Source organism: Enterococcus eurekensis, assembly GCF_042654605.1.
Taxonomy (GTDB): Bacteria; Bacillota; Bacilli; order Lactobacillales; family Enterococcaceae; genus Enterococcus_I; species Enterococcus_I eurekensis.
In genome coordinates this window covers 94,230-113,458 of sequence record NZ_JBHSGT010000063.1, presented here as the reverse complement: position 1 = coordinate 113,458, position 19,229 = coordinate 94,230, and the positions used below count along the sequence as shown (strand labels likewise).

Sequence of the window (19,229 nt, the reverse complement as noted above, 5' to 3'; positions counted from 1 at the left end):
AAAAAAAGTTAAATAAGATTTAGATGATAAAGCACAAAAAGCGATTGACCCCTATTGCATAAAATGGTAAGTTTTGGGTGTCATTTAACGATTACTTGTTACAATGACATTTTTTGGAAGATGAAATGATAGCGTTTTCTTTGTCGTTTTCGAAAAAAAATGAAACAAAAAGTGCGTTCTTTTCCAAAAAAAAGTAAAAAAAGGTACAATTAAGACAGTGTTAAATAAGGAAGGAGGAAGTCAAATGGAAATAGTTATCATTGGAGGGATTGCGGCAGGCATGAGTGTTGCTGCGAAAGCTTCAAGAACCAACAAAGAGGCAAACATTACTGTCATCGAAAAAGAGTCATTCGTCTCATTCGGAGCCTGTGGTTTGCCGTATTATTTGGGTGATCAATTTGATGATCAAGGAGAAATGTTTTCACGGACACCGGAACAAATGGAAAAAAGTGGAATCAACTTATTGCTAGAACATGAGGTAACGCAAGTTGATTTTACACAAAAAATCATTCGTTTTACGGATTTAAAGAGTGGTGAAAGTAAAACAAAAAGTTATGATCGCTTGATGATTGCAACGGGAGCGCAACCGATTGTACCGCCAATTCCTGGTATTGATTCAAGTAATGTTTATACGATTACGAAGCCAGAACCGGTGAAAGAATTAAAAGAACGGTTACCTGAGATTCAAAAGGTGGTCGTGATTGGTGGCGGATTTATTGGTGTGGAAGTTGCAGAACAATTGAGACATCAAGGCAAAGAGGTGACATTGGTTGAAGCTGATACGAAAATTATGGGCGGTCCGTTTGATCCAGAGTTTTCCGATAGGCTTGCGATGGCAATTGAAGAAGCCGGTGTACAAGTTCATTTAGAAGAACGGGCAGAACAGTTTGTGACTGACGGTGATCGTGTGACAAGTGTGAAAACCAATAAAGGCGAATACACAGCGGATGTTGTGATTGTAGCCATTGGTTTTAGACCAAATACGAAGTTCTTAGCTGGCCAAATTGAGATGCTTGGCAATGGTGCAATTATTGCCGATGCTTATGGACAAACATCGATTCCAGATGTCTTTGCAGCAGGCGATTGTGCAACAGTACCGCATCGTTTATCAGGTGATATTTATTTACCATTAGCGACAATGGCTAATAAGATGGGCCGTTTAATTGGTACGAATATTGCGGTTGAAAATCCGGAAGAACGCGTAGCATTTCCAGGAACGTTGGGCTCAAGTGCGATTAAAGCCGGAGAGTACGAAGCCTTTAGTACCGGTGTGACCGAAAAGCAAGCCAACAACTTAGGGCTTGATTTCAAAACAACAACCATCGAAACGAATAACCATTCTAATTACTATACGGTTCAAGAAAAAATCATGATCAAATTGATTTATGATGCGAAAACTTATGTCTTGTATGGTGCTCAAATGTTTGGTAAAAACGAAACAGTCTTGCGTGGAACGGGCTTAACAACCGCGATTCATGCGGGATTAACAACGAAAGAATTAGGGTTTGTTGACTATGCGTATGCCCCACCTTTTGCTTCAACTTGGGAAGCGATTAATGTGGCGGCAAATACGGCTAAATAAAGGGGAGAAAATAAATGATTGATTCACCATTTTTTACGCAGTTCTTAAAAATCAGTAACTTTTTTACTCTGATTGCTATTATTCTTTTTATCGCGGCACTCGTATTTTTAAAAGTCTTAAAAGATAAACGAGTGAGCTTTTCACAACGAATGATTATTGGTTTAGTCATTGGTTTAGTTTTAGGGGTTGGATTAGATGTAGTTGGTAGCTCCAATCCAATTTTTGTTGATTATGCACGAACAGAAATTTCCGTTTGGTTTGGATTAGTTGGAACAGGTTTCTTGAAACTAGTTCAATTATTAGCCGTTCCAGTCGTGTTCTTATCGATTATTAAAGTGGTTGTTGATGTTGAAGGTGACCGTATTAAGAGTTTAACGGGCCGGACTTTTGCAACATTATTAGGAACAACAGCAATTTCAGCATTAGTTGGTATTTTAGTTGTAAAACTATTCAATCTACAAGGTGCGAGCTTTGCCGCTGATTTAACCGATTCAAAAGCGGACTTCATGGGGAATATCGCCGCACAAAGTTTCCCAGAGTTTTTCTTAAAACTGATTCCAAGTAATATTACACAAGTCATGAGTGATAATGGTAGTATCGTTTCAGTCGTAATTATTGGAGCGATGTTTGCCAGTGCAATCCGTTTCTTGAAAAAGAAAAAACCAGCAGAAGTGGCTCCTTTTGTGACATTACTTGAATCATTAAAAGTAACCATCAATTCTGTTTTAACAAACGTTATTAAATTAATGCCTTATGGTGTTACCGCGTTAGTTGCAAATACCATTGTTTCAAATGGTATGCAAGCGATTATCGGCATGCTTGGTTTCATCTTAGCACTTTACACAGGTGTGATTATCATGTTACTCGTTTATGTCGTCATGCTTTTAGCAATGGGATTAAACCCAATCACATTCTACAAAAAATCATTTACGACATTAGTCTTCGCCTTTTCTTCACGTTCAAGTGTGGGTACATTACCTTACACGTTGAAAACATTACAAGAAGATTTAGGTGTGTCGGGAGAGACATCAAACTTTGTGGGAACATTAGGTACATCAATCGGAATGAACGGTTGTGCGGGTGTTTTCCCAGCAATGTTAGGAACATTAATTGCCGGCGCTGTTGGTGCTGAATTAAACTTCTCTTTCTACGTTTTAGTCGTTGTTGTTGTAACAATCGGCTCAATCGGGATTGCCGGCGTACCAGGAACAGCAACAGTAGCTGCGACCGTTACATTAAATGGTCTAGGTTTTGGTCATACGATTTCAAGTATCGGTGCGATTTTTGGGATTGACCCAATTATCGATATGGGTCGTACGATGTTAAACGTTGCTGGTGCAATGGTTTCAGCAATTGCTGTTGACCGTTGGGATGGCACCTTTAACCGTGAAATGTACGATGCGCCAATGGTGGCAAAATCAGACGACGAATAAAATCATGAGTCAAGAGCATGGGGTAAATCCCATGCTCTTTTTTGTGAAACAAACAAAAAAATGCTGTATTTTTATCATTTTAAAGAAGTAAAAAACATTGGTTTAAGATAACTAATATACGATGGCTATCTAGCAAGTTACCAAGTAAGAGATCAAAGTAGCCAGTCAGTTACATCCGCTTGCTTTTTTTGATGAAGCACAAATATGTAAATACTTCGGTTAGTCGAAGTGTTTTTTTGCATTTTAAAAGCTAAGATATTCCATTGAAAGGGCTTTTATCCGGTGTTAAGCTAAACTCAACAATCGTTAGGAGTGAAACAAATGACGAAAAAACCGAATATTGTCTTAATGGTCGTCGATCAAATGCGTTTTGATGCGATGGGAGCAAACGGGAACCCAATTATTTCGACTCCCAATTTAGATATGATGGCAGAACAAGGCCATAATTTTAATAATGCCTACGCTGCAGTTCCAAGTTGTATTCCGGCAAGAGCGGCTCTGATGACAGGTATGTCGCAAGAAAATCATGGACGGGTTGGTTATGAAGATGGTGTCTATTGGGATTATGAGCAAACACTCGGTAGTACTTTTAAAGAAGCCGGTTATCAAACGCAAGTTATCGGTAAAATGCACGTCTTTCCTGAACGAAATCGACTGGGCTTTGATCATGTGGAATTGCACGATGGCTATTTGCATGCCAATCGGAACCAAAATAAAAAACATTTAACCCAATATACTGGTAGTGATGATTATTTACGTTGGTTAAAAGAGAAAAAAGGTATGGCAGCTGATATTATCGATGATGGCTTGGATTGTAATTCGTGGGTAGCACGTCCTTATGGAAGTAGCCTTACAGATGAAGAAAGTAGGACAAGTATATGATTAAGATTCCAGGTGGACAGTATTTGATTGGAACAAATGATGGCGTTGGTTTTTCTGGTGATTTAGAAGGGCCGCAAGTCCAAGTGACACTCGAGGCTTTTGAAATTGCCGAAACACCTGTAACAAATGAGGAATTCGCACAATTTGTTGCAGCAACGGGTTATGTGACTGAATCAGAAACATTTGGTTGGTCATTTGTTTTTGATTATTTTATTCAAGAATTAGATGAGCAATACAAACAAATCGTGCCTAATCTAAAATGGTGGAAAGGTGTCCACGGTGCCGATTGGCGACATCCAGAAGGGCCGGGATCGACAATTGATAATCGATTGGATCATCCAGTTGTACATGTCTCACGCAATGATGCGATTGCTTATTGTCAGTGGGCCGGCTTACGTTTATCAACTGAAGCCGAGTGGGAAGTTGCTGCAAAAGGCGGTACGGAATATGAGCGTTATCCGTGGGGCGAAGAATTTTTAGTCGACGGTCAATACCAATGCAACATCTGGCAAGGCAATTTCCCAGTTGAAAATACATTAGTAGATGGCTACGGAAATACTGCGCCAGTTAGAACATTTGAGCCGAATGGTTATGGCTTGTATCAAGTTGTCGGTAATATTTGGGAGTGGTGCGTCAATCCAAGAGGGATCCCTCTAAGTGCTTTTAACCAGCTTCAAGGCAACGAATTTTGGCAGAAATTACAAACAATTGATGATGCACCATATGCGATTAAAGGTGGTTCATTCTTATGCCATGATTCTTACTGCAATCGTTATCGCATCACCGCAAGAAATGGCAACACGGGCATGTCAGCAAGTAATAATATGGGCTTTCGTTGTGTACGATAAAACAGTAAAAAACCTTCTTTTTGAATAATGATATGCTCCCCCTATATAGGACACTGAAATATAAAAGTCCAATATAGGGGGAGTTTTTATGTCTAAAAGAAAAACAAAGTTAGCTCCAGAAAAATTACTAATGTTGGTGGAAAGTTATTTGAACGGAAACAACAGTCTCGGTTATCTTGCAAAATTGGAAGCGATCAGTCGTACAACATGGAAAGATGGATTACAATCTATGAAAATGAAGGACCGACAGGATTGTTCGCCAAAAGAAAAAATACCAATTATCCTGTTGAATTGAAAATGAAAGCAGTCAATGATTATCTGAATGGTTTAGGAAGTTTACAAGAAATTAGTAAAAAATATAAGCTTAGAGACACTTCACCACTACGAGATTGGCTAAAGAGTTATAATACTCATAGAAACTTCAAATCAGAAAGCGGTGGAAGTCGAATGAGTAAAGCAAGAAAAACAACTTTTGAAGAACCAATCGAAATTGTGCATGATTGTCTAATGAATCAACGTAATTACGGACAAATGGCAATCAAATATCAAGTATCCTACCAACAAGTTCGTAATTGGGTTTTGAAATATGAGGCCATGGGTGAAATTGGTCTACAAGATCGGCGTGGACATCGGGCAGGGACTATCCCTAGTCGCACACCAGAAGGAACCATGCATGATCAATTAGCTATACAAGAACGTCGAATTAAACAATTAGAAATGGAAAATAATCTCTTAAAAAAAGTCAGGGCATTCGAAAGGATGTGGAACTAAACCTCACTCGCCACCTCTTTGAATATCAAGCAATAAAAGAATTGCATAAAGCAAACAATATTTAATGAGCAATTGGCGGACCTCATTCAATACATTCATGAAGCAGATGATGAAAAAGGTTACCGGCGAATTCGAGATGACCTCGTTCAGGATTTCGGATTACACGTGAATGATAAGCGAGTCCTAAGAATTTGTCGTATGAGACAAATCAAATCAACTGTAAAACACCGCCCCATGGGATTACAAAGAGTGCGAAAATCCCTTATTCTATCGCCAAAAAATACTTAAATTGCAACTTCCATGCAGATCATCCGAATGAAAAATGGTTAACAGATGTGAGTGAATTCAAATATTTCGAAAGCAATCAAGTAAAAAAGCTCTATCTTAGTGCCAGTTTAGATTTAGCCAATCATCGGATTGTTTCCTTTGTCGTTAGTGATCGAAATGATAATAAATTAGTTTTTGATACCTTTGATGAAGTGGTACACAAGGAGCCGAATGCGCACCCGTTGTTTCATAGTGACCGTGGTTTTCAGTACACGAGCAAGCAAATAAATCAACGACTTAAAAATTTCGGTATGTGGCAAAGTATGTCTCGCGTAGCAAAGTGCATTGATAACGGCCCAATGGAAGGGTTTTTGGGGATGTTAAAACGAGAAAAGTATTATCGTCGTCAGTTTACAAGCCGAGAAAGTCTTGTCTCCATGATTGAAAAATACATACACTATTACAATCATGGTCGATATCAGCGTTGTCTAAATTCCATGGCACCTTTACAAGTGCATCAACAGTTATTGTCAGTGGTTTAAAATCCATCGTTGTTTGGTGGAGAAAGTGCGATTCTTCATTCAACAAATAGAAAGTAAAAAACTACCTGCCAAAAATCGACAGATAGTCTTAAGAAAGCTTATTATATTTCCCTGTCCACTTGACGGGTAGCGCATCAAAATCAATCAACTTTTAAACGTAGAATCCGTTAGATTTTACATAAGCAGCAATTACACCGAGTGATGTTTTCGTCCTATTTTATAAGATGTTATACCTAATATTAAAAAAATCAGTGAACATAACAGAATCGGTGCATAATATGCGTACATGAAGTAATGCCATATAAAAAAACCTAGCATTAAAATGATAGATAACGATATGTATATTGTACCTGAGATTATATACATCATAGGTCCTCCTTTATTAAATCGCCGTTTGTATAATTAAGCGAGACAAATAAAAAAGCCACTTATGTTACACTCAAATTATAAGACCCGCTAAAACATACAAGGGGAGTGAAAATAAATGACTTATACCTATCTTACACCAAATGAGCTTGTAATGATAGAAACATATTTTCATCAAGAAACTCGGGTTGCTATCGTTGCTAAGCAGCTGAAACGTGGACGTCAAGCAATTTACAATGTCTATAACTTTCTCAAGCACGGTGGAGCAGCATTTGAATACTTGGAACAATACAAAGAAAATAAGAGACGTTGCGGGAGAACAGAAATCATTTTTCCTGCAGAGGAAAAAGAATACATTACAGAAAGAGCATCTGAAGATTGGACTCCGGATGTCATTATTGGCCGTGCAGAGCGAACCTTCTCTTGTTCAGTAAGTCCCCTCTACCACCGGTTTAATGCAGGTGAATTCGATGTCCTACATTTACCAATGCAAGGAAAACGAAAACCAAACGGTTATAAGGAAAAACGTGGAAAACAGGCATTCAAAAGAAATATTTCTGAACGTGAAAAAGGTTATGTTGTTTTCGAAGAAGAATTTGGACATTTAGAGGGTGATACGATTGTTGGTATTCACCATAAGAGTCCCGTTATCACGCTAGTTGAGCGACTTTCAAAAGCAATTATCGTCTTGAAACCAGAAGGCCGTAAGGCAAGTGACATTGAAAATGCGATTAATGAATGGCTTCGATCAGTGCCCAAAAATCTCTTTAAATCAATCACTTTTGATTGTGGAAAAGAATTCTCTAATTGGAAAAGTATTAGTAATGTGAATGATATTGATATTTATTTCTCAGACCCAAGAACACCTTCACAACGGGGATTAAATGAACATTCAAATGGACACCTCCGAAAAGACGGACTACCCAAAGAAATGGACTTCAACCAAGTCAATCAAGGATTTATCTCATTCGTTGCGTCCAAAAGAAACCATATTCCTAGAAAATCACTAAATTACCAAACACCACTGGAAGTTTTTTTGAGTTACGTAAATGGAAAGTTTTGTCTCGCTTAATTTGAAAAATGATAAATAATAATCACCACATTGTTTTAATGTACACTGTGGAATTGTAATTTTTTCTAGCATGCCAATTAGTACTTGTGGTACCACTCATATCGAATCCCATTCCTTCCATAACTTCAAACTTGAATCCCATACTGGTACTAACACTTTTGCTAATTTCAACTAAACCTTGAATATTTAAACCTAAACTAGTTGTTGGATATGTTGTATTTCGCACCGATTGGTTTTTATTTTTTAGAACCCAATCTCCAGAAGAATCTGGAGATTGCCATATCTTACTAGGACTTTTATTTATTTGGGCCCAACCTGTACCTGCTGAAATATTACGTAAATTTCAAGTTTAAGTTAGCCACCTTTGGTGACTAAAGATTTCTGTACCACTATTGATTTGTTGTTATGAAAAATAGTGAACCCCTGATAATGAGCTGAGGCATGGCTTGTTGCCAAGGGTTCACGGGTAAATCCACCAATCGTTCTTGCTTGAATGCACGAACAAACGTGTCATATGGTGTCACATCCCCCAAAAGTTTACGAGGATAATCGTTAATCCAACGTTGGATCTGCAAGATATGAATCTCGCTTACATTACTAATCGGGCTACCTTTTGAGATAAAACGGCGGATCAACTTATGCTGGTTTTCGCTCGTCCCACGCTCCTAAGAAGTATAGGGATGGCTGAAATAGACGTCCGCCACATTATGCAAGGCGTCGTGTAACCCAACTCTGGGCCATTATCTGAGGTGACGGTCTTAAATAGTTGGTCAAACGCATCACCAGCTCTTTTCTTCAGACTATGTATTGCTTGGTCAACCGATTCAGCATCTTTCCCAGTTAATTTCAGGATGACCTCAAAACGTGTCTGCCGTTCTGCTAGTGTCAGCAACACGGCAGACGATTTGATTTTGTTTCCTACGACTGTGTCGATTTCCCAGTGTCCGAAGGTTTCCCGGGTTTCAATTTCTTTGGGATGTTCTTCGATAGATTTTCCTAGAATACGCTTGTTAGAGTGATGTCTAGATCGGATCGTTGTGATTTTACGCGACAGTTTTTCGAGCAAATCGATATTCTTTGTTTTCATGGTGCCCCGATTAATCCATTGATAAAGTGTGGTTGTACTAGGAATGATAACGAAATCGAACAGCTCATGTTTTCTGGCAAATCCGACCACGACGTCCGGTGACCATATTTCATTTAACATTTTGTCATCGGCCCAGGCAATGAAAGTATCGGTGTTTGCCCATTTTGGGCGCCTGGCACAGTTCATTCGTTGCTTCTCATAGAAGGCTTGTCCTGCGTCAGCGGCATAAACAGAATAGTAAGTATCATAGACTTTCACATTTTGCGTTTGTCGTTTTAGCTGGGCGATAGTCCGCGACCAATCTCATTGTTTATTGTTTGCGGAACACGCCCTAGGACTTTGGCAATCTGACGATGGGAATAGTTTTCTTTTTTCAGAATGGTAATTTGCAGCGTTCTGAGTAGGAGAGGTGTTTTCCCTTGCGTAAATTTGTGCTGTTATAGATTTGCGGCATGTGAGTTCATCCTTGTCTATTGTTAGTTAGTGATAATTTCAATATATCATGGAATTCACGTGACGTTTTTTATTTCAACTGGTTAAGTTAATTATATAATCCTTTCTACTTTTTTATAAAAAAGTTATTTTATGAAAATGGATGTAACACTAATATACACAATAAACTCTTTCTGAAACATTCATGGTTTTATTGTGTACTCGATAAGTGGTTCGTTAAGAACGCTATGCGCAATAAGTAACAGAGTTTGTAGAGATACGAAAATAAATAAAAATTTTGGATTCATTGACTTATCCAGCATACCAAGGAAAATTTGATAAAAAATCAATAATGTAATTCATTTCCTCACTCCTTCCATACTTGTTATTGATTACAATTTATATTAAAAATAGCCAAAAAGAACATGACATGCATGTCATGTTCTTTTGGCTATTTTTGTAATATGGAAGTTTAAAAAATGAAACCATAGCCACGGAGGGGATTGTTTACTATGATTTTAATATACCTAGTGAATTTAAATGAATTTTAAAAACTCTTAAATGTGATATAATAAGTTGAATGGAACCATTAAAGTATTGTTAAAAAAGATAAAAATAAGTAGTCGAAAGGGAGGTTACTAGAATGAAGTTAGTTTTAGGAAGAAAGATACGAGAAGCCAGAGAAAAACAAAAATTAACTCGTGAAATGATTTGTGAGGATGAGTCTAAAATCACCGTTAGGCAGCTAGTTAGGATAGAGTCAGGAGAGTCGATTCCAACGTTAACGAAATTAATTTTTATAGCAAATAAATTAAACCTCTCTTTAAATCACTTTATTGATGAATCACATATCAAATTACCGAAAGAATACATCATATTAAAAAATAAAATCATAAAACAGACAATTTATAAAGATCCTACTCGAGCAGAGAAAATTAATTTGTTATTTGATCAAATTTATGAAAAGTTTTATGATTATATTGGAGAAAGCGAGCAAGTAGTTATTGATGTTTTAAGAGCTACTACAGATATTCTAGTTTTTGAAAATATACAATTTGAATCAGGTTTGTTAAAGGAATACTTACAACAGTCCTTAATAAAGCAAGAATTAGTTGAAATCGATTTCTTGTTGATTTACTTATATCTTTTATATACTTCTGGAAAAAATACTTTTTATAAGATGACAAATCTGACTAATGAGGTATTAAAAAAGATAATCAGTAACTCTAATTATTCGAATGATTCGAATGCATACCTTGCTATTAGAGTGCATATTTTTGCACTTCATTTCTTATCTGAACTAAAAGACTATGAAACGTACAAACAATTACTCGATATTTCCAAGACAATCTCGGAGGAAAATCAAGAATTTCAAAAGAAACCCATCTTGCAGATGATGGAAGCGAAGTACCTATTATTCCATTTAAGAGATATAGAAAAAGCAAAGGAAATGTATGGTGTAGCAGCAAAAACAGCGATGTTATTAGGGGATGGAATAGCGCACGATCAAATATTGTTAGAAATGGAAAAAGACCTAAATATATTTGAAACAAATCAATAGTTAATTGTATATGTTTGATTAAAAAATTTCAAAATCACTCAACGATCATAAATTAAGGAGGGATGAGGATGTCAAAAAAATGGAAAATGGTTGTTGTCGGTATTGCCGGAATTATCACAGGTATGCTTCTTTCCTACATTCTTAGACTTTTTAAATGATTTTGTATATAGTGGTTAGGAAAAAATGAAAAAGAACATGCTCTCAAAGACATGTTCTTTTTCATTTTTTCTTATGGAGTAATTAAAATCTAAACAGAAGTGTGGATCGACCTTTTTCTTTCGTTACAATCGTTATTTTCAGTAGAACCCAGAAAATCAGACTTAATATAATTAAGCTCATATACATGATGTAAATTTGTTCAGAATGATTTTCAGCTATAAATTTAGGCATGTTAAAAAAGTTGCCAGGATAAAAGCCGTTTGATGCTAGGGCATCGTTGGATAACCCGTTACTTATTAGTATTAACCCAAATGAAATGCCCAGTGTGAGTGGATAATTATGACAAATGGTTGCGATAAATGCACACATAGTAGTCAAGAAAATCACTAAAAGAAATATTCCTACAAAAAGTTGTAACAAGTATTGATAGGCAAATTTCATTGTGACATTCTGTTGATTATCGATAAAAAATAAAGGATACTGACTGTCTCCTAAGCCATTCCAAAGACTAATCAAGCCCGAAACAAGCGTTAATGGCAGCAAAAGGCTGAGACTCATCCAAAACCAATAAATCAAACTCTTTTGTTTTAATATTTTATATGGATTACGTGGAACGGCCCAATTCCAGGCAATCGTTTTATCCGTGTATTCGTCCGTCAAAAACTTAGTCATAAAGAGGAGTAGGATGCCCCAAATTGCGATAAAAGGAATGAATTGACTAAAATAGATTAGATAATTAACTAAGGGAAGCCGCTGGGTTTGTATAGGTTCAAAGATGACCTTTTCTTTTTCGATAAAGTAATCCAGCTTTGCAATCAGAATTTTTTGATCAGTAACTATTTTTCCAATTTGATTGGAGGCTAACATGTCTTCGTAGTCGATTTTGGCAAGATCACTTTCCGCTCTTAGACGATCGAAATAATGATTTTTTGCCATAGAATCGAGTAATTGATTGTATAACGTTAACTTCTTTTCCAACGTTTCAATTCGGTTTGCATTCCCATTATTTTGTTTAAGTCGCTCAATTTCTTGCGTATCGGATACGAGACTTGCTTCGACGGTACGATATTTCTGTTCATCTCTTTCGTTTTGTGAAATGGTTAATTGTATCAATAAAGGAATCATGAGTATCAATAAAAATAAAAGAGGTGGGAGAAAATTTATTTTTCTACTGCGTAGCTTTTGTATTTCCCATTTCATCTGCTCACCTACTTATCGTTTGTTGTGTTTTATTTTTCATAACGACCAAATTTAAAATAAAGAGTAACATAATACTAAGAATCATAAAGAAGATTCCTTTTTCAAAAGAGATTGCTGCGCTCCCCCAAGGGTTATATCCTAGAATTAATCGTGGGAAATCCCAATAATTTGTAGGCAATATTCTAGCAATCATAACGGGAATAAAATCGCTCATCCCACCTAAAGCTAATGGGAAAATACTTAGTTCTAAAATGAAAAAAATTAAAAGAAAGGGTGTAGAAATACTTTGTAGTAAGTAACCGATTAGGGTGAGTAAAAAGAAAAAGAGTAACGTACTAAAAAACAGTAATAATAGATAAGATAGAATCGTCGTTTGGTGGATCGCCTCCTTCGAATCTAAAAAGAAAATGGGATAGTCAAAATTTCCGACGCCACCTTTCAAAGCTGCAAAGATAAAAATACCACTGGTTCCGATGATTAAGAATCCTGAAAGGGTCAGCATCATGACGCTAATTTTATGCCACATAATAGCGCTCGGTTTTTGCGGCGTGATTCGCATAAAGTTCACTGTGTTTTTACGCTGTTCATAACTACAGACCAAAGCAATAAATAAAGCACCCATACTTAGTAAAAGAGGGTAGGACAGCTGTAAAAAAGTATCAAGCAAAAAATTACTAGCGGGAGGAACAGCCGTAAAAAAAGGGTCGACCCATTTGAGCTTTGAATGTTGGAAAAAATTAAGTTCTTTGACTTTTAATTCTAATTCAGGAATTGTAGCGCCAAGTAAATAGCCTTTTTTTGCTTTCTCTAGTTGAATCTCAGCAATCTTAAGCTCGGCTGTGATTTGTTGTTGCTGATTATTACGAGCTAGTCCGCTTAAACCGTCTTGATAAGCAGCTAATTCTCTTTCACTTGCCGCAATCAAATCATCAGGTGCTTCGGTAGCTTTCATCGACTGAACCGCGCTTTGTAATAATTCATGATTTTCTTGATAAAAGCGCTCTTTTTGACTGTTGAGATCCGTTTGATTGTTTTTATTTTGTAGCAATGGCAGGATGCCAATTCCGATAAAAATGGTGATTAAGATCAATACAAGCCAACGATTGAGTTTTAAAAATTCATACTTCATTGAAAAAATACCTCCGGAGAGTTGAAGAGTTGATTGTATTGCTCTTGGAGATTTTTAGTGACACTATTGGTTTCATGTAATTTGCCTTCATGTAAAAAAGCTACTTTCGTACATAATTCAGCAATATTTCCTAAATTGTGAGAGGACATGATGATCGTTTTTCCTCGTTTTGCGAATGACTGTATCAACGAATTGAAAAGTTGAGTATTCGTAGGGTCCAAACCATTCAAGGGTTCGTCGAACAAGAGCACTTTAGCATCGCTCATATAATATAAAGACAGAAGTAGCTGTTGTTTCATCCCTAAAGAAAGTTGTCGTACTTTTTTATTTTGGAAACGATCAATATGAAAAATATTTAGAGTGTCGCTGATTGATAACTCTGATTGCCAAAGGTCTTTCACCATCTCTAAATGTTGCTGAACAGTTAAATCAGGATATAAATTTTGAGAACTTTCAAGGAAAAACACTTCTTTTAAATAAGCTTCTCGCTGTTTTTCATAAGCAATCGAATCATTCAACACGAAAGAACCCGATTCTCGAGGAACTAATCCGACGATACTGTTGAGAAAAGTAGTCTTCCCAGAACCATTCGGCGCAATTAATCCTAAGACTTCGCCTTCGTTCAATTGGAGCGTTAAGTGATTCAATACTTGCTGTTTTTTATAACGGACCTTTAAATTCGATATTTCTAACATATGTACCTCCCTAAAATGGCTGACGTTATTTTTTTACTTATTGTTTAATATATCAATCTTTTAATATAATGAAAAGATAAAAACTGACTTCGCATAACGAAGCCAGTTTATTTCAGGTTTTTATCCAATCGACAAACATTGAAGTACACTAGAGTCATGAGTAAATCATTTGTTTTATAGATTGGAAAATGTATATTGAGAAAAGTACCCCCCTATCTTATCAATCAAGAGTTATGGTATATTTATACTGATACCATCTATCTAAATCGATTATTTAAAATAAATTATATGGAGAGAAATAAATAGTTATTTATTCCTTGAGGTTTAATAGGGTTGTGGAAGATTTGATACAAAGTGAGGTAAAAAAATGACGAAAAAGATATATAGTGCAGGATTAGTTTCACGAGGTTTTTGGTTTCACGAAACAAAACAGTACATCGAACTTCTTAATGAAGGGAAAACGGAAGCAGAAATAAAAATGTTAAGTGAAGAGTCTAATATTTTTACTGCAGTTAGTACTAGTCGTGCGAATGAAATATTTAATGGAGCAAAGAGAAGAGTGAATGCACTTGATTCAGAAATGCATTTATTATTTCCAAAATTGAATATTGATAATCAAAAAATGGTTGTGTTAGTAGCAGTATTGATACTAAATGATTTATTTCTTGAATTTTTATTAGAAGTTTATCAAGAAAAAATAAATAAAGAAATTTATAAATTAACACTTACAGATTATCGTTCGTTTTTTTCCGAAAAACAAAGAGTAAATGAAGTAGTTATGTCGTGGAAACCCTATACATATCATCGATTGGCTAGTGCTTACAAAAAGTATCTTTTAGAAGCTGGACTAATACGAGATGAAAAAGGAGAAGATTTAATTACTCCCAAAATGATTGATGATAGAGTAGTTCAATGGTTGAAAAAAAATAATCGAATAGATATTTTAAAAGCAATTGCTGGAGGATATTAAGATAATGAATAATTCAATTCAACAACGACTTAACCACTTAAAAGAAACGATAAACTCACAAGATTTTTTAGCCAATCGCGGACTAGGTAATGAGGTTGGCTACTATATTTTTGATTATAATCCTAAAGATGAATTATTCGTTAGAGAATATATTCGTAACCTATTAAAGAATAACAGTCCACAATTGGAAGGCTATACGATTCAAGTTTTTAATCTTTATGAATTGATGGTGAATTACATTGAAGAAAAAGGTTATACGAAGGCGATAGCAAAGATGGAAGAAAAGCATGGTATTTCATTTGTTGCTTCTCGAATTAATCGATTATTAAAGATGGAAGATTTTGATGATACTGAAATGTATTTCACAAAATATATTACTGAAAGAATTGTGGAGAATTCGGTAGTAATACTTACGGGAGTAGGGGAAATATACCCATTGGTACGAGCGCACTCGGTATTAAATAAAATGCACTTAGTATTCACTAAGTCACCTGTAATTATGATGTATCCAGGTGAGTATGATCGTTTAAGATTAACGATATTAGATACAAAAAAAGATAATAATTATTACCGAGCTTTTCGGATTGATTGAGGAGGACAGAAATGAAAATTAAAGAAATGTTTTTAAAGGATATCCAACGAAATATTGAAGGCGTCATCACTGCCACGAAATCGAATGATGAGCAAGTTTATCAAGAATTAGATGAATACGTAGTAACGAAAGAACTACAAGGCCATTTTAAGACTTTTTTTGATGCCTATAAAAAAGGGATTATTGGTGATACGAGTAAAATGGGAGTATGGGTTCAAGGTTTCTTTGGATCTGGTAAATCCCATTTTCTTAAAATATTATCGTATATCCTTGAAAATAAAGAAATTAATGGTAAAAATGCGTTTGATTTTTTTACAGAAGGAGATCTAGCAACTCGAAAAATAAAAGACGACATAACAATTGCGGATATGAAGTTAGCTGTTGATACACCAACAAATGTAATTTTATTTAATGTTGAGTCAAAACATCAAACAGGAATTGAAGAAAAAAATAGCTTGGTAAATGTATTCCTAAAAGTTTTCAATCATAGTTTGGGATACTCTACAATTCCTCAACTTGCTGATTTGGAAAGAAATCTAGATAAACAAGGGAAATTGATACATTTTAAGGAGATTTTTGAGCAAGAATATGGAAGTAGCTGGGAAGAAGCGCGCCACGAGATCGATTTTTTAGAAGATATTATGGTAGATTCTTTAGTTCAAGCAGAATACTTCTCCGAATTAGCTGCACGTAACTGGTTTAACAAATATGCATCAGATTATAAAATTAGCATTGAAGAATTTGCCGATTTAGTAGAGGAATATTTACAATCAAAAGGCAATAATGAACACATAGTCTTTTTAGTAGATGAAATTGGACAATATATCGGAGGAAATCGTTCGTTAACGCTTCAACTCCAAACGATTGTTGAAGAATTAGGAAATAAATCACGTGGAAAAGCTTGGGTGATTGTTACGAGTCAAGAATTAATTGATGCAGTAACGGATATTTCCGGAAGTTCAGCAATGGATTTTTCTAAAATTAAAGGACGTTTTGAAACAACATTATCTCTTTCTTCGGCAAATGCTGATGAAGTTATTAAAAAAAGAATTCTTAAGAAAAATACGAATGCACAACAGTATTTAGAAGCGGATTATCCAAATCATGAGAACGATATCTCCATGAAACTACAATTTGAAGATAGCCCAGAATTGAAATTATATACAGATGCTGAAAATTATGCAGATGTTTATCCGTTTATTCCGTATCAATTTAATTTATTGGCTAATATCTTAACCCAAATTTCTGAACACAGTATACAGGGAACCAATCTTTCTCGAGGGGAGCGTTCACTATTAGCATTTTTTAAGGAAACAGCCGAACGAAATGCGGATAGAGAGAATGGCTCATTGATTTCTTTAAATCAGTTCTATCCCTCACTTGAAAAATGGTTAAATGAAACAAAAAATGACGCTGTGATAAAAAAAGCTGCAGAAAATTCCAAAATTGTGTTAGATGAGAATGATTATTTCAATGTGGATGTATTGAAGGTACTGTTTATGATTAAATATGTTGATCAAAACATTAAACCAACGCTAAATAATATTACGAATTTGATGCTCAGTCATGTCGACGAAGATAAATTAGAATTGAAAAAAAGAGTTGATATCGCTTTAAAAATACTAATCGACCAAAATTTAATTCGTCAAAATTTACAAAATTACATTTTCCAAACAGATGAAGAACAAGAAGTGACTCGTGTAATTAATAAGATTGAATTAACAGATTCTGATATCAAGAAAAAATTAGCGATAGATATTTTTGATGATAAAGTTGGGAAGAATAGTTTTTCTTATTTAAATCGTCATGCCCGAGGGAAGGCTTTTGAGAATCGCTATAATTTCTTTTATAACCGTTATGTCGATGATTTAATGCATTCTAAGAGTGTCAACTCACAATTAGAAGTAAAAATTATCACTCCGCTAGATGTTGAGTTATGGGGGGATTCCGATCGATTAGTTTTAGCCAGCACCAAAAATTTATTACTTGTTCATTTACCGTTAGATGATCCTTTTATGAATGATTTAAGAAAGTATTTACGAGTTGAAAAATATGTCACAACCACATTTGCGAACAACACCATTAAGAACTTTCAAACCGTAAAAGCAGAGAAAAGCTCTGAAAACCAAGAATTAAATGAAGTGATGAGAAATCAGCTTAATGATTTCTTGAAAGATACAACATTCTTTTTTAATAATACGCAACTAGAAGTAAAAGGTAGCGACTTTAGAATGCGATTAAATGATGCCCTACAACAAATGGCAACACTTGTCTATCATAAGAATGACTTGATTGATTCAGCGATAAACGAACAAGATATTAATCGTTATTTAACTTCCAATGCCAATGAACTGTTTGCTCAAAAAGAGAATCAAAATGCGTTAGAGGAAGTTGAAAGATATATCAAACTGCAATCTAAAATTAGTTTGACTGTTACGATGAAGTCACTTAGAGATCATTTTGTTGGGAAAGAACCGTATGGTTTCGTGAACGAAGACTTAGAGTGGATCATTGCTCGGTTATTTAAAGAAGGCGCTATTAAAATAATCAAAAATGGGATTTCATTATCTATCACAGATAACTTAAAAGAAGTTTCAGAGGCCATCTTTACACGTCGTATGCCCGAAAAAATTCGGATTGAAATGAAGGAAGTCATTGGAGCAGAGAAAAAATTAGTAGCGAAAGAACTAGGGGTAGAATTATTTGATGTTCGGAGCCTAGTTGATGATACGAATGACGATTTAACGAAGGCAAGTTTCAAAGAAAAAGTGGATAAAATGATTAAGGAATTTAGTAACTATAAAAATCACAATGGCTATTATTATCCGGAATCAGATGTGATTGCTACAAATATACGATTACTTCAAAAAATAGAAAATACAAAAGATACGAATGATTTCTTTAATGTGTTGGTGGCAGAAGAAGATAATTTATTAGATTGGGCAGAAGATTTAGTTGATATTCGTAATTTCCACAAAAGTAGCCAGAAAATAATCTGGGAAGAAGCAACGAATTATATCAATAAGATTGAGTCAAGTACGATTCAAGATTCAACAGAAGTCATTGATGAAATTATTTCTGAGATGAAACAAATCATGCAAAAGAAAAATCCTTATCGAGAGATTCCAAACTTAAGTGGATTGAATAGTCGATTTAAAGTAGCTTATGCTGAGTTTATTGAGAGTAAAGCTCTAAATGCTGCTAAAAAAGTTGAGGGATTAAAGAAAGACGCCATAGAAAATATGCAAAGTCGTTCATTTGAGAAAGAGATGGCAGAAGACTTCAAGAGAAGAATCAACCAAAGATTTGATAATTTACTAGAATCGCTAATGACTTATGAAAAGTTGGATGAAGTGGCGCTTGCACCGGTGCAGGCAGAGACTTTCAAATCGAATTTTATTACGGAATTTAATCGAAAAGAAAATGAATTGCGGATGAAACCACCAGTGGTACCCACAATTGATGAGGAGCTACCAAAAGTTAAGCCATCCAAAGAAGTAAAAAGTATTCAAGTTCGCTCGCTAATTGCTTCGCCAACACGCTTAAAGAATGAGGCGGATGTTGATCAATTTATCCGTCAATTGAGAAAGACATTGATCGAGCAATTAGGATCGGATAGTGAACTCGATATTCAAATCTAA

At 35.4% G+C, this 19,229-nt stretch carries 15 protein-coding genes and 2 pseudogenes; 13 read left to right on the top strand and 4 right to left on the bottom strand.

Annotated elements, in window-relative coordinates; all coding sequences use genetic code 11:
• The first annotated feature begins 244 nt into the window (after positions 1 to 244).
• The 9 genes and pseudogenes from ACFO3L_RS10760 (at position 245) to ACFO3L_RS10720 (ending at position 7,763) form a co-directional block, all read left to right on the top strand.
• Positions 245 to 1,582, top strand: a complete 1,338-nt coding sequence (locus tag ACFO3L_RS10760) for a CoA-disulfide reductase (protein ID WP_379967291.1) — start codon at positions 245 to 247, stop codon at positions 1,580 to 1,582.
• A 14-nt stretch (positions 1,583 to 1,596) separates the two neighbouring features.
• Entirely contained in the window at positions 1,597 to 3,015 is a 1,419-nt protein-coding gene (locus ACFO3L_RS10755; protein ID WP_379967288.1) for a cation:dicarboxylate symporter family transporter, read from the top strand.
• Between the two features lie 321 nt (positions 3,016 to 3,336).
• Positions 3,337 to 3,855, top strand: a pseudogene (locus tag ACFO3L_RS10750) (sulfatase-like hydrolase/transferase); the annotation flags it as partial.
• A gap of 38 nt (positions 3,856 to 3,893) precedes the next feature.
• A complete protein-coding gene (locus ACFO3L_RS10745) occupies positions 3,894 to 4,745 on the top strand; it encodes a formylglycine-generating enzyme family protein (protein WP_379967285.1) in 852 nt (283 codons plus the stop codon).
• 88 nt (positions 4,746 to 4,833) lie between these two features.
• A complete protein-coding gene (locus ACFO3L_RS10740; RefSeq protein WP_379967282.1) occupies positions 4,834 to 5,040 on the top strand; it encodes a hypothetical protein in 207 nt (68 codons plus the stop codon).
• A 152-nt stretch (positions 5,041 to 5,192) separates the two neighbouring features.
• Positions 5,193 to 5,516: a transposase gene (locus ACFO3L_RS10735; RefSeq protein ID WP_379967279.1), complete on the top strand. Its 324-nt coding sequence runs from the start codon at positions 5,193 to 5,195 to the stop codon at positions 5,514 to 5,516.
• Positions 5,517 to 5,588: 72 nt separating this feature from the next.
• Entirely contained in the window at positions 5,589 to 5,804 is a 216-nt protein-coding gene (locus ACFO3L_RS10730) for a transposase (RefSeq protein ID WP_379967276.1), read from the top strand.
• Complete coding sequence (locus ACFO3L_RS10725) at positions 5,708 to 6,325, top strand: IS3 family transposase (protein WP_379967273.1); 618 nt, start codon at positions 5,708 to 5,710, stop codon at positions 6,323 to 6,325. Before ACFO3L_RS10730 ends, ACFO3L_RS10725 begins: the two co-directional genes overlap by 97 nt.
• A 484-nt stretch (positions 6,326 to 6,809) precedes the next feature.
• On the top strand, positions 6,810 to 7,763 hold the full coding sequence (locus tag ACFO3L_RS10720; RefSeq protein WP_379967270.1) for an IS30 family transposase: 954 nt from the start codon (positions 6,810 to 6,812) through the stop codon (positions 7,761 to 7,763).
• Between the two features lie 389 nt (positions 7,764 to 8,152).
• Here ACFO3L_RS10720 and ACFO3L_RS11530 read toward each other — a convergent pair.
• Positions 8,153 to 9,304 (bottom strand): annotated as a pseudogene (locus tag ACFO3L_RS11530) (IS30 family transposase).
• Between the two features lie 621 nt (positions 9,305 to 9,925).
• Here ACFO3L_RS11530 and ACFO3L_RS10705 point away from each other — a divergent pair.
• Positions 9,926 to 10,843, top strand: a complete 918-nt coding sequence (locus ACFO3L_RS10705) for a helix-turn-helix domain-containing protein (RefSeq protein WP_379967264.1) — start codon at positions 9,926 to 9,928, stop codon at positions 10,841 to 10,843.
• A 240-nt stretch (positions 10,844 to 11,083) separates the two neighbouring features.
• Here ACFO3L_RS10705 and ACFO3L_RS10700 read toward each other — a convergent pair whose 3' ends face one another.
• Genes ACFO3L_RS10700 through ACFO3L_RS10690 form a run of 3 tightly spaced genes read right to left on the bottom strand, consistent with a single transcriptional unit; the run spans position 11,084 to position 14,026 of the window.
• Entirely contained in the window at positions 11,084 to 12,202 is a 1,119-nt protein-coding gene (locus tag ACFO3L_RS10700) for a hypothetical protein (RefSeq protein ID WP_379967261.1), read from the bottom strand.
• A 4-nt stretch (positions 12,203 to 12,206) separates the two neighbouring features.
• Entirely contained in the window at positions 12,207 to 13,331 is a 1,125-nt protein-coding gene (locus ACFO3L_RS10695) for a hypothetical protein (protein ID WP_379967258.1), read from the bottom strand.
• On the bottom strand, positions 13,328 to 14,026 hold the full coding sequence (locus tag ACFO3L_RS10690) for an ABC transporter ATP-binding protein (RefSeq protein WP_379967255.1): 699 nt from the start codon (positions 14,024 to 14,026) through the stop codon (positions 13,328 to 13,330). Before ACFO3L_RS10690 ends, ACFO3L_RS10695 begins: the two co-directional genes overlap by 4 nt.
• A gap of 367 nt (positions 14,027 to 14,393) precedes the next feature.
• Between ACFO3L_RS10690 and ACFO3L_RS10685 the strand changes: the two genes are divergently transcribed.
• From ACFO3L_RS10685 to brxC, 3 genes are read left to right on the top strand one after another with little or no spacing between them, the layout of a single operon-like run.
• A complete protein-coding gene (locus ACFO3L_RS10685; RefSeq protein ID WP_379967252.1) occupies positions 14,394 to 14,996 on the top strand; it encodes a DUF1819 family protein in 603 nt (200 codons plus the stop codon).
• 4 nt (positions 14,997 to 15,000) lie between these two features.
• Positions 15,001 to 15,588: a DUF1788 domain-containing protein gene (locus ACFO3L_RS10680; protein ID WP_379967249.1), complete on the top strand. Its 588-nt coding sequence runs from the start codon at positions 15,001 to 15,003 to the stop codon at positions 15,586 to 15,588.
• Positions 15,589 to 15,599: 11 nt separating this feature from the next.
• Positions 15,600 to 19,229, top strand: coding sequence for a BREX system P-loop protein BrxC (brxC, locus tag ACFO3L_RS10675; RefSeq protein WP_379967246.1), 3,630 nt, complete (start codon positions 15,600 to 15,602; stop codon positions 19,227 to 19,229).